General features: G+C 57.8%; 8 protein-coding genes and 1 pseudogene. 6 read left to right on the forward strand and 3 right to left on the reverse strand.

Annotation, left to right across the window (positions count from 1 at the left end):
- Window positions 1–9: 9 nt before the first annotated feature.
- Both QPJ95_RS24505 and QPJ95_RS22180 read right to left on the reverse strand, forming a co-directional pair.
- Window positions 10–90 (reverse strand): annotated as a pseudogene (locus tag QPJ95_RS24505) (transposase); the annotation flags it as partial.
- Between the two features lie 18 nt (window positions 91–108).
- Complete coding sequence (locus QPJ95_RS22180; protein WP_270920104.1) at window positions 109–1011, reverse strand: LysR family transcriptional regulator; 903 nt, start codon at window positions 1009–1011, stop codon at window positions 109–111.
- 106 nt (window positions 1012–1117) lie between these two features.
- On the opposite strand from QPJ95_RS22180, the gene QPJ95_RS22185 reads away from it, so the two are divergent.
- From QPJ95_RS22185 to QPJ95_RS22210, 6 genes are all read left to right on the forward strand, one after another.
- A complete protein-coding gene (locus tag QPJ95_RS22185; RefSeq protein ID WP_270920103.1) occupies window positions 1118–1978 on the forward strand; it encodes an FAS1-like dehydratase domain-containing protein in 861 nt (286 codons plus the stop codon).
- Window positions 1975–3126 (forward strand): acyl-CoA dehydrogenase family protein, encoded by a 1152-nt coding sequence (locus QPJ95_RS22190; RefSeq protein WP_270920102.1) that lies wholly within the window; start codon window positions 1975–1977, stop codon window positions 3124–3126. Before QPJ95_RS22185 ends, QPJ95_RS22190 begins: the two co-directional genes overlap by 4 nt.
- Complete coding sequence (locus QPJ95_RS22195; RefSeq protein ID WP_270920101.1) at window positions 3126–4304, forward strand: CaiB/BaiF CoA transferase family protein; 1179 nt, start codon at window positions 3126–3128, stop codon at window positions 4302–4304. Before QPJ95_RS22190 ends, QPJ95_RS22195 begins: the two co-directional genes overlap by 1 nt.
- On the forward strand, window positions 4301–5122 hold the full coding sequence (locus QPJ95_RS22200) for an HpcH/HpaI aldolase/citrate lyase family protein (protein WP_270920100.1): 822 nt from the start codon (window positions 4301–4303) through the stop codon (window positions 5120–5122). Before QPJ95_RS22195 ends, QPJ95_RS22200 begins: the two co-directional genes overlap by 4 nt.
- A 1192-nt stretch (window positions 5123–6314) precedes the next feature.
- Entirely contained in the window at window positions 6315–8666 is a 2352-nt protein-coding gene (locus tag QPJ95_RS22205) for a methyl-accepting chemotaxis protein (RefSeq protein ID WP_270920099.1), read from the forward strand.
- 779 nt (window positions 8667–9445) lie between these two features.
- Window positions 9446–11620, forward strand: a complete 2175-nt coding sequence (locus QPJ95_RS22210) for a methyl-accepting chemotaxis protein (RefSeq protein WP_390922795.1) — start codon at window positions 9446–9448, stop codon at window positions 11618–11620.
- Window positions 11621–11805: 185 nt separating this feature from the next.
- Here QPJ95_RS22210 and QPJ95_RS22215 read toward each other — a convergent pair whose 3' ends face one another.
- The gene (locus tag QPJ95_RS22215; protein ID WP_270920097.1) at window positions 11806–12684 is read right to left on the reverse strand and encodes a LysR family transcriptional regulator; all 879 of its coding nucleotides are present in this window, start codon (window positions 12682–12684) and stop codon (window positions 11806–11808) included.
- Between the last annotated feature and the right edge of the window lie 87 nt (window positions 12685–12771).

Consider the following 12771-nt stretch of genomic DNA (forward strand, 5'->3'; position numbering starts at 1 on the left):
AATCCACTGCCCGGGCCCGATCATATGGATGTGTGGAGGATGGGTCAGAGCCGATCCCCAGATGTGCAGCACGCTGGTTCTGCCGATCTGTTTGGCGCGCAGACCGGGTCACTTGCTGCCGCCCGCCGCATTCAGAACCAGTTCGTCAACCAGCGCCCGCCCCGCCCCAGGCAGCGCATCTATCGAGCGCACCAGCACATAGCGTTCGCGCACCGCCCAGCTGTCATTGATGCCGACCAGCGCGATCTGCATGGTTTTCATATGCCTGCGGGCCGCCGACTCTGGCAGGATTCCAATGCCGACACCGGCCTCGATCATCCGGCACATGGCCTCAAAGCTGCGCAGTTTGACCCGCAGCGCCCGCTCATAGCCGTTCTTTTCCATCAGCCCGCGCAAAAACGCCAGCAATGTGCTGCCTTCGTGCAGACCGATATGCTCAAACGCCAGGGTGTCGGCAAACGCCACGGATTTTCGCTTGGCCAGTTCATGGCCCAGCGGCACCGCCAGCAACAGGCGGTCGGTTGAAAAGCGGATCGCCTCAAGGCCGGTCTGGTCGATATCGCCGGAGACAATGCCCAGATCGGCAGTTCCATCGCGGATTGCGCGGACAATATCATGGGTTAATCTTTCCTGCAGGTCGATGGTAACACCCGGCCGTGACGCCAGAAAATGGGCCAGGATCTCGGGCATGAATTCGGTGACGGCGGTGGTATTGGCAAAGATCCGCACATGACCTGAGCGGTCGTTGTTCGGCCCGGTGAAATCGTCTCGCAGATAATCAACCTGGCGCAGGATGATGCGCGCATGACGCAGCAGGGTCTCGCCCGACTGGGTCAGGCTGACCCCCTTGTTGCCCCGATAAAGCAGCTGGGATTCAAGACTGTCCTCCAGAGCACGAATGCGCGCACTGGCTGCAGGCGGCGACAGGAACACCTGCGCCGCGCCTTGGGTCAAATTGCCTGCCTCTGCAATATGAACAAACAGGCGAAGATCGGTGAAATCGAAATGCATTGGTATCTTTCTGCGTTCGGCTTTCCCGAACATACCCTTAAACGATAGCGAATTTCCAGAACGCAAAAAATCGACCATACTGTTTGAAAGCCCGGCAGGAGAAATCATGACAATCGACCTCAAGCATCTTAGCGATTGGATCGGGCGCTCGCAGACCGTGACCGAGCATATCGCGCCGTTTCCGTCCAATGCGCTGGCCGCCACCCTGAACCGTGATGATCCGATCTACGGCGAGCAGACCCCGCTGCCCCCGCTGTGGCACTGGCTGCATTTTCTACCAATCCACAAACTGGAGGATGCAGGCTATGACGGACATGCCGCGCTTGGCGGCTTCTTACCGCCGGTGCCTCTGCCGCGTCGCATGTGGGCTGGCAGTCGCCTGAAATGGATGGCGCCGATGCGGATCGGGCGCGCCTTGCGCAAACTCTCAACCGTCACTTCTGTTGACCACAAGGCGGGGCGCAGTGGCGATCTGGTATTTGTCACAGTGCGCCATCAGCTGTTTGATGGCGCTGTGCAGGGCATCGAGGAAGAACATGATATCGTCTACCGCGCCGCGCCTGAGCCGGGATCTGTCCCTCCAGAGCCAGTACAAGCCCCGGATCACAGTGCCTTTTCCCGGCTCATCTCGCCTGACCCGACGTTGTTGTTTCGCTACTCCGCGCTGACCTTCAACCCCCATCGCATTCACTATGACCTACCGTTCTGCACCAGCACCGAAGGCTATCCCGGTCTTGTGGTGCACGGGCCGCTTCTGGCCACGCTGCTGCTTGACCTTCTGCGGCGTGAACGGCCCCAGGCGCAGATCGCAGGTTTTGAATTTCGCGCGGTATCGCCGCTGTTCGATACCGATGATTTTTCCGTCCACGGGCAACCCGGCGATGACGGCACAGTCAAACTTTGGGTCCGCCGCCATGATGGCGCGCTGGCAATGACCGGAACGGCCACTTTAGAGGACATAAAATGACCGACCCCCATCAGGATCTGCGCGATGCCCTGCGCGCGCTCTGCGCTGAATTTCCCGCAGAATATCACCGCAAGGTGGATGAAGACAAAGCCTACCCCGAGGCCTTTGTGGATAAGCTGACCTCTGAGGGCTGGATGGCGGCGCTGATCCCCGAAGAATTCGGCGGCTCGGGGTTGGGATTGGTCGAGGCCTCGATCATCATGGAAGAGATCAACCGCTCGGGCGGCAATGCCGGTGCCTGTCATGGCCAGATGTATAATATGAACACCCTGTTGCGGCACGGATCAGACGTCCAGAAACGGCATTACCTGCCCAAAATCGCCAGTGGCCAGCTGCGGCTGCAATCTATGGCGGTGACCGAACCGACAACCGGCACCGATACCACCAAGATCAAGACCACCGCGGTGCGAAAAGGCGACAAATATGTCATCAACGGCCAAAAGGTCTGGATCAGCCGGGTGCAGCATTCCGATCTGATGATCCTGCTGGCCCGCACTACACCGCTGGCCGAGGTAACGCGCAAGTCTGAGGGGATGTCGATTTTCATTGTCGATATCAAGGCCGCCACCGGCAATGGTATGGAGGTCAAACCGATCTCCAACATGGTCAACCATGAGACCAATGAGCTGTTCTTTGACAATCTCGAAATCCCCGCCGAAAACCTGATCGGCGAGGAAGGATTGGGGTTCCGCTATATCCTCGACGGGCTGAACGCCGAGCGCACCCTGATTGCCGCCGAATGTATCGGCGACGGGTTCTGGTTTCTCGACAAGATCACCGCCTATGCCAAGGAACGCACGGTGTTTGGCCGTCCCATTGGCCAGAACCAGGGGGTGCAGTTCCCCATCGCCGAGGCCAAGATCGAATTGGAGGCCGCCAATCTGATGCGCTGGGAGGCCTGCCGGTTGTTCGATGCCCATGCTCCCTGTGGTGAGCAGGCCAACATGGCCAAATACCTGGCGGCCAAGGCCAGCTGGGAGGCGGCAAATGCCTGTCTGCAATTCCACGGCGGCTTTGGCTTTGCTACTGAGTATGATGTGGAGCGCAAGTTCCGCGAGACCCGGCTGTATCAGGTGGCGCCGATTTCCACCAATATGATCCTGTCTTATGTCGCCGAACATGTGCTTGGCCTGCCGAGGTCGTTTTGATGAGGCCGCTGGATGGCATCACCGTGGTGTCGCTGGAACATGCGATTGCGGCGCCATTTGCCAGCCGCCAATTGGCCGATCTGGGCGCCCGGGTAATCAAGGTGGAGCGCCCCGGCGTCGGTGATTTTGCCCGCGCCTACGATAGCCGCGTCAACGGCCTGGCCTCTCATTTTGTCTGGACAAACCGCTCCAAAGAAAGCCTGTCGCTGGATCTCAAACATCCCGAGGCCGGCGCTATCCTGCGCAAACTATTGCTCAAAGCGGATGTGTTGGTGCAGAACTTGGCACCGGGGGCAGCGGCGCGACTGGGGCTGTCGCGCGAGGCGCTAAAGGCGGACAATCCCGGCCTCATCGTGTGCAATATCTCGGGTTACGGCGAGGACGGACCAGACAAGGACCGCAAAGCCTATGATCTTCTGATCCAGGCCGAGGCCGGTTTTCTGTCAATCACTGGCGATGAGGAGACACCGTCCAAGGCGGGGATTTCGATCGCTGACATTGCCGCCGGGATGTATGCCTATACCAATATTCTCGCGGCTCTGATCCAGCGCGGCAAGACCGGCGAAGGCGCCTCCATCGACATATCCATGCTGGAGGCGATGGCCGAATGGATGGGGTTTCCAATGTATTATGCCTATGACGGGGCCCCGCCGCCCAAACGCAATGGCGGCAGCCATGCCACCATCTATCCCTACGGGCCTTTTGCCGCCGGCGATGGCAAGGTGGTGATGCTGGGCCTGCAGAACGAACGCGAGTGGCAGGCCTTTTGCCAGACCGTCCTGCAAGACAGCGCGCTGGCAAGTGATCCGCGTTTTGCCTCCAATGCGTTGCGGTCGGAAAACAAGCAAAGCCTGCGCGATATCATCCTGTCCAGCTTTGCCGGTCTGAGCGGTGACCAGCTGGTCGAGCGGCTCGATGCCGCCGGCATCGCCAATGCGCGGATGAATGATATGGCAGGGCTTTGGGCGCATCCACAGCTGCACGCCCGCCAGCGCTGGAGCGAAGTGGACACTGGGGCCGGCCCGATCCCGACATTGTTACCACCGGGACGCAGCGATGCCTTTGCGCCGCGCCTGGGCCCGGTGCCGCAACTTGGCGAACACAGCCGGGCCATCCTGGCGGAACTGGGCATCGATCAACAGGTGATTGCGACGCTGCAACACGATGGTGCCATATGAGCGGCCTGACCACCGCCCGGAGCCTGTTATTTGTGCCCGCCGACCGTCCCGAACGGTTCGACAAGGCCCTGGCCAGCGGCGCTGACGGCATCATCGTCGATCTGGAGGACGCGGTGGCGCCTGCCGCCAAGGCGGCGGCTAGGGTGGCCTTGGCCCATTGGCTGGACCGCGCCAAATCCGGCCATATCTGCCTGCGCATCAATGATGCAACCCATGTGGATCACCCAGCGGATATCGCCCTGGCCAGCCACCCGCGCGTCGATGCGGTGATGCTGCCCAAGGTTGACAGTACCAAGTGTTGCGCCTCGGTTGGCGCCGCCACCGGCAAGCCGGTGCTGGCGCTGATCGAGACCGCCAAAGGGGTGATCGCCGCCAATGAGATCGCCGCCGCACCTGCGGTATCACGGCTGGTGCTTGGCACCATTGATCTGGCGCTGGACCTCGGGATTGACGGCGATACCGCGCATGGGATCAGCCTGTTGGATCACGCCCGCGCCACCCTCACCATTGCCTCGCGTGCCGCAGGAATTTGCGCCCCGGTTGATGGGGTTCATAGCCGCATCGACGATTGCGAAGGCCTGCGCCAGGCCTGCGCCAGGGCGCATGGCTTTGGCTTCACCGGCATGTTGGCCATTCATCCGCGCCAAATCGCGGCGATCCACCAGGCGTTCCGGCCGACCTCCGATCAGGTTGCCTGGGCACAGCGTGTCCTCGACACTGCCGCCACCAACCGGGGAGCCTTTCGTCTGGAGGGCCAGATGATTGACACCCCGGTCATCGCACAAGCCCGCCGAACCCTTGAGCGGGCCCGCCAGTGATGCAGCGCGGCTGTCCCTGAAAAACACCCGGGACCGGTGACTTTGCCACGCAAGAATTCTGGTCTCGGTCGTGATGTTGGGCGGCCCGTCTTCAGACATCCCCCCCCCGGACGGATCGCGGATCTCAACATTGATCAACAGACAGTCCACAGACACCTGAAACCATGGGGCGCTGCCGCGCTGGGGATCAGCAGCAGCGGAATTTACGACAATAATTCAACCGACAAGACCGTCGTTAACACCCTGAAAGCTGAATTGGTTTGGCGGCAGAGCCGCGAGACCCGGTTTTGCGTCGCAAGTCCAGGCGGGCTGGGATGTGATCCCGGTCCGGCAAGGCAAATATTTTCTTCCCGGGGGCGAGCCCGGCAAGAAAAAGAACAGCCCGACAATCGAAACTATCCTTTTTTATCAGCGGTCACTCGTCAAGAAAGACCCTATCCCCCTCTACCAAGGGCGATCACCGTAATTTTACGGGAATTTAATGATCCAGATACATAATAACCCAACAAGCACACAAAGTCGAAGGAGCCATCATGGACAATAGAAACCCCATGTAGCAGGAAAGCTAGACGTAACCCTCACGGTTTACGTGACGACATCCGCCCGGACCACCAATCATCACATCCCCGTAGAGGAGAACCCCCTACGGACATTGCTGCCGGTCGCAATCTCAAAAACACACAGCCGTTTGGCCCGGCGTCACAGCCAGGTCAGCAAGGGGTCCCCGCCCCCCGAGACAGGACAGGACAGCCTCTGCCCCAGAGACACCAATAGCACTGCAGATACCTGCTCATGCCGGTTTCTGAGGCGCCGCCAACCCAATGGACCGCCTGACACGCAAGTACAGGACCACTATCAACCCAAAAGGGTAAAACTATAATGAAGACGACAATAATAATTTCATTGAGCCCTGCAGTAACAGGGTTGATGGCGCATCGGGTCAGCGCCCAAGCCTGTAAAATGCCCCCCGCGCAACGCCGGTGTTGAGCGCACTGACGCCAGGGCCAACAGGTTGACGCCCAGCTTGCCTGCGGGTGCCGGGGCAGCCTTGGCCCCGCAGGAAAAGGCACCCCCGGCGTCAGGCACCCTCACAATCAGCCCCCCAGACCAACACAACCGCAGATCGCCGGTCTCAGTGAGATCCTGACCCAGCCAACTGCCACACCGAACCACGTTCCTACAGGAGACCCCGATGACATCCTTTAATTCAATCAAACTTGCGCATAAGCTGCCAATGTTTTTTGTGGGATTTGGTGTGCTTATGGCCACCATCCTCGTTTCGCTCAGTAACATGAGCTTCAAGAGCAATACGGTTGCCAGCACCGAAGAACATTTTCAGGCAATTGTCGCTGATCGTGAATTGGCCCTGACCACCTTTATGGACGGTGTTGATGCCGACATCTTGACGATGGCAGCGGCGCCCTCGACGGCACAGGCGCTGCAAGAGTTCAACAAGAGCTGGACCGAAATTAATGGCGATCCGGGTGAAACCCTGCGCCAGGCATATGTGAACGACAACCCAAATCCGCTGGGCCAGAAACACCTGTTGACCCGGGCGCCCGGGGACTCCTCGTATAATAATCACCATGAAGGGTTTCACCCAGGTCTGCGGGTCCTGATGGAAACCAAGGGCTATTATGATGTCTTTCTGATCAACATGGCAGGCGACATTATTTATTCCGTGTTCAAAGAGGCCGACTATGGCACCAACCTGCTCACTGGTCCCTACCAGAATTCTGGCCTCGGAGAGGTATTCCGCACCGCCACCAGCGGCGCTCCGGGCGAGATCCACTTTTCAGATCTTGAAGGATATGCGCCCAGCAATGGCGATGCGGCCGCATTTATCTCCACCCTTATCCAAAACGAACGCGGAGATGCTATCGGCGTGCTTTCGTTTCAGCTGCCTGTCGAGTTGCTGACCAATATCACCAATAATTCTGCCGGCCAGGGCGACAGTGTTGAGGTCTATCTGGTCGGAAAGGATATGCGGGCCCGCACTACCTCGCGCTTTGATGGCGGGTTTCAGGTTCTCCAAGAGATGCTGGCCAGTGAGCAAATCTCTTCTGCCCTGGACGGCGGCAAGGGATTTTTTCATGATGCCATCGGCCTGAACGGACAGCAGGTTATCGCCTTTTCCGACGCCGTCGACTTCCATGAGGGTCACTGGGCCCTGGTGGCCGAGCAAGACTGGGCTGAGGTGATGGCGCCGGTCATTGCAGAGCGCAACAAGCTACTGATTGCCTCAATAATCTGCGCGGTGGTGATGTCTTTCCTGGGATGGCTGTTTGCGCGCAGCATTACCCAACCAATCGCAACAATCTGTCAGAGCATGGATAACGTGGCTTCAGGGGATCTTGACCACGACATCCCATCAGCAGACCGTGGCGACGAACTGGGCCAACTCGGTAAGGCTTTGCACAGCCTGCGGGATGACTTGAAACTGGCACGCAGCGCCGAGGAAGAACGCACCGAGCAGCAACGCGAGCAGTCTGTGGTGGTCGAACAATTGAGCCTCGGCCTTGTCAACCTCTCCACCGGTGACTTCTCAAGCCCATTGAACACCGCGTTCCCGGCCGACTACGAACAATTGCGCAGCGACTTCAACCGCACCCTGGCAACCCTCAGCTCGACCATTGTCGAGGTAATCAGCTCGGCCGACAGTATCCGCGATGGGGCCACAGAGATCAGCCAGGCCTCGGATGATCTGTCGCAACGCACCGAAAGCCAAGCCGCAACACTGGAGCAGACGGCAGCGGCGCTGGAACAGATGACCACCAGTGTCAAATCGGCTGCCGAGGGCACACGCAGCGTTGAAATCATCGTCAACGAAGCCAAAGTAGAGGCCGAAGAAAGCGGCGCCGTAGTGCAGAACGCAGTGGAAGCCATGACCGGGATCGAAAGTTCGGCCCGCCATATTGGCCAGATCATCAGCGTGATTGACGATATTGCATTCCAAACCAATCTGTTGGCGCTGAACGCCGGGGTCGAGGCGGCCCGCGCGGGCAAAGCAGGACGTGGCTTTGCGGTGGTGGCCTCCGAAGTGCGCGCCCTGGCGCAGCGCTCCTCGGATGCGGCGATGGAGATCAAGACGTTGATTGGTGACAGCTCTAAACAGGTCGATCAGGGTGTTAAACTTGTTGGCAAAGCAGGCGATGCGCTAACCAGCATTACCGACCGCGTCACCAATATCGCGCAACTGGTGTCGGAAATTGCGGTTGGAACAGCTGAACAATCCACCGGGTTGGGGGAAATCAACCTCGGCGTGACCCAGTTGGATCAGGTCACCCAGCAGAACGCTGCGATGGTAGAGCAAGCCACGGCGGCCAGTCACCTGCTGAACACCGATGCCAATAAACTGTCGCAACTGGTGTCGCATTTCAATATCGACGGTCGCAAGCCCGCCGTCAGCAGCACCGCCAACCTGGTCGATTTCACCACTCCAACGGCCCATGGGACGGACTGGGACATCGCCCCCGAGTCGCGGCCTCGCGCGGCCGCAGCTACCGCTCATCCCAGCAAAGCAGATACCTGGCAGGACTTTTAATTCAGGATTTCTAACCCAGGGTCTTTAATCTCGGCCAGAGCCGGTTGCACCGCTCAGGGGTCTTCCCCAAACAGCAACCGGCTCTGGCCTACTTGTCTTGACGTCCTGCAACCCGGCGGGCCTTTGCCACGATAGGCAGGCCTGAAAGGCAGCGCTCTTTTCTCAAATACCTGCCGACGACGAAAAGACCGCAGCCAGTCGAATTTCAAAAAATGTATTTTGCGGTCTTTTATCTTTTTTTCGGTCCCGAAATACACCCCCTTGATGTGGTGCCTTTGCTTGACGGTTGTGTCCCGGCAGTTTTCATCCCAATACGCCACACCCGGCGATCGCGGGGTTATTGCACCGGGATTGTACTGGAACTGCGGCGGATCATCAGAACGATCAAATCAATCATTTTAAATTCGCCAAATGCAACCCATCAAAACATGTATTTAGTTCGCATATTTACACCACTAAATCGACCCGGCAATTCGCCAAATTTATTTTCCGCCCCACTCAAGCAGGACTGATATCATCAAAAAAACCGAATTGCCCCGTAAAATCGAGGCAATCCGACACTTTCGAACACCCGAAAATTCACCGTTTTTTCCACCAAATACCACCGGTAAGGTCCGGCTATAAATGGAAAATAACATTCAAGTTGACCAATATTTAACATATCAAGTGTCTCTTGCGATCTGACTTTTACGACGTACACACACTAAATCTCCCTCTGAGACCCAAATATTTACCGCGATAAATTCAACAAAAAATGCACCAATGTGGAGTTACCACCAATGAAGCTACGATCATATATTCTCTCCTTGATAGCTATTCCTCTTATTGGCCTTGCGGTCGTTGGCAGTATGAAAGGCAAAGCGGATTTCACTCGTTTTTCCAACGCGCAGAAAACGCAGGAAAATACTGGCGATGCCGTGAAATTGACTAACATGGCTCATTTACTGCAAGTTGAACGCGGACAATCGGCTGGTTTTCTCGCCTCTGGCGGCAGCAACTTTCGCGATGATTTAATCAAAACCCGGCTGCAGGTTGATAGTGCCATTTCCGAAACCGCCAAGTCGGTGCAAACCCAGTTAAACGCGCTTGAAAACATGCGGCGTGATATCGACGCGCTGAAAACCGTTGCTCCGAAAATGGGTGCCTATTACACCAATATCATTGCTGCGCTCTTGGATGAGGCCGGCAACCGGATGTTGGGGCAGGAGAATCCCCGTATCGTCAGATTTGCATCAGGTCTTGTTGCGCTAAGTGCGGCGAAGGAGGCTGCAGGGCTTCAGCGTGCCGCTGGGGCAGCTGGGTTTAGCTCGGGTCAGTTTGACCTGCCTGCCTATCGCAATTTTTCCGAAAAAGGCGCCGCAGAACAGCGGATGCTTCATGTTGCCCAGCTTGCGCTCTCACAGCATTTACCTGATCTGGATATCCAGAAATTTTTAAGGGAGAGTCCATTACAGGGTCTTCGCCAGGCGGTGCTGGCCGCCGGACCTGGCGGCAATGCGCCCGATCTGACCAGTCTGGAATGGTTTAATCTATCAACAAAGTGGATCAGCCATCTTTATGAAATCGAAGGATCAATCGCCACCAAAATGACTGATATTGCCTCGGCTGAGGCGCGTAGCGCTCTTTTTACTTTTGCATTAACAGGTCTGATCGTTCTCCTCGCAATTGCTGCATGTAGCGGTCTCGGGATACGCCTGATCCGCATATTCGACACCCAGTTCGGAGCCTTGCAGCAGGATTTGGACCGGCTGTCGCGCAAAGACTTTGACTTCACGCCAGCCTTTCTGGACACACAGAACGAGATCGGCTTGCTGAACCAGGCGATGGAGAAAACCCGCGCCGAACTGCAGAGCGCCGATGCTAGTCTCGCCGCAACCGAGGCGGATCGCACCACTGTTATCAAATCGCTGGATCAAGGCCTATCGCGCCTGGCCGACCGCGATCTGGATTGCGCCATCGAAGACAGCTTTCCGGTTGAGTATGAAGATCTGCGTAAAAGCTTCAATACAACCGTGACCACGCTAAGTGACACCCTGCAGCAAGTGATCGAAACTTCGGGCAGCATTTTTGGCAGTTCAAGCGAGATCAGTCAGGCCTCTGACGAGTTGTCGCGGCGGACTGAAAGTCAGGCAGCAACCCTTGAACAGACAGCCGCCGCGCTGGATGAGTTGACGGCATCCGTCAAATCAGCGGCAAAGGGCGCCCGCAGCGTTGAGACAATCATGGAAGATGCGCAGCAGGAGGCCAAAGACAGCGGCATCGTGGTGCAAAGCGCGGTTTCAGCGATGACCGAGATTGAGCAGTCTTCGAGCCAGATTTCGCAGATCATCAAAGTAATTGACGACATCGCCTTCCAAACCAATTTGCTGGCGCTAAACGCCGGTGTCGAAGCGGCCCGAGCAGGTGAATCCGGGCGCGGCTTTGCGGTGGTCGCATCAGAAGTTCGCGCGCTGGCGCAACGCTCCTCGGATGCCGCAGAAGAGATCAAAGCCCTGATCGACAACAGCGCAAAACAGGTCGCACAAGGCGTGGCCCTGGTCGGTGAAACGGGCGCAGCACTTGACAGCATCGCCGGGCGCATTGGCCATATTTCCAAGCTGGTCACAGATATTGCCGTCGGCGCGGGGGAACAGTCCGTCGGTTTGGCAGAGATCAATACCGGGGTGGTCGAATTGGATCAGGTGACGCAGGAGAACGCCGCCATGGTAGAACAATCCACCGCCGCCGGGCACTTGCTGAAATCCGATGCCAGCAAACTGTCCGAAACGGTGGCCCAGTTTAAAATATCGGCCAGCCGCAGCAGCGCCCCGCTGCGCTCCGTCCCGTCGACACCTGCCCCCAACGACAGTCCGGCCCCTGTCGATACCAACTGGCAGACGGATGAAATCGCCGCCGCGCCAACAAGGCGCAGCATGACCGACAATACCGCAAGGGATCTGTGGCAGGACTTTTAGTCGGAGTAGACACTTGGGTCGCTGACCCTCGGGGCGGGGGAAACTCCGCCCCATCGTTCGGGGTCGGCGTCGTTATTTAGTGCGGATAATATAGGCCGGGAAAAACTGCGGCCGGTTTTCCCGGCCGTGACTGTGGCCGCCATCGGAGCCAATTGGGATAGCGGCCCAATCAGACAGCAAAAACATCAGTCAGGCTTGAGTTCATCCAGCAACAATTGGGTGACCGGAAGGGCCATGGTTGACGCAGGCGCAACCAGATTGATCGGCCAAATCAGGCTGGCCCTCAGCGGACGCAGCACCAGAGCCGCAGCAGAAAACATCGCCCCTGTCAGCGGGTCGATCACTCCCCGTCCGATGCCGCTGATCACATACTCCGCCAGCGCGGATTGGGTTCGCACTTCGGCCCGCACGCTGAATGAAATCCGGGATTTGGCCAGTTCCAATTCAAGCGCCCGTCGAAAGGGGCTGTCCGGCGGCAGCATCACCAGATCGTTTTCCGCAAGTTGCTGCAGCGAGACCTCTCGCTGCGCCGCCAGTGGGTCCTCTGCTGACAGCGCAGCAACCGGTCTGATTTCGCGGATCAAGCGACTGGTAAAGCCAGCATCGCTAGGGCTCGAACAGATGACCGCACAATCCGCATTACCGGATCGCAGCATAGCAAGGCACTCCTGTTCCCCCATCACATCAATGTCGATGCGCAGTTTTGAATGGCGCGCCATCAGCGTTGCAGCGGCGCGGGCCACCACGGTATCCGCAACGGCAGGCAGAGCGACCACATTCAGCACACCAAAGGTGCCGCTGGCGATCAGGCTGGCCGCCTCCACAACCCGGTCAATCCCGTAGTAATGGCTCCTGATTGCGGCGCTCAGGCTGTGCGCGGCGGCGGTCGGCTCAAACTTGCGCCCTGCCCGGTCAAATAACGCGACCGCCATTTCAGCTTCAAGATCGGCCACCGCGCGGCTGATCGCGGGTTGTGAAATATTCAGCGCATTTGCAGCTTTACGGGTGGACCTATGACGGTAGGCCATCTGGAAAAGTTCGATCTGTCGAGCCGTAATACGCATGAGGATTGATACCCTTTTTGTATCATAAGATACAACAAGATGATTTTTAACTTATGCTCTGCGGTGATAACTCTGACAGCGAAACCT

Source organism: Parasedimentitalea psychrophila, assembly GCF_030285785.1.
GTDB classification, from domain to species: Bacteria; Pseudomonadota; Alphaproteobacteria; order Rhodobacterales; family Rhodobacteraceae; genus Parasedimentitalea; species Parasedimentitalea psychrophila.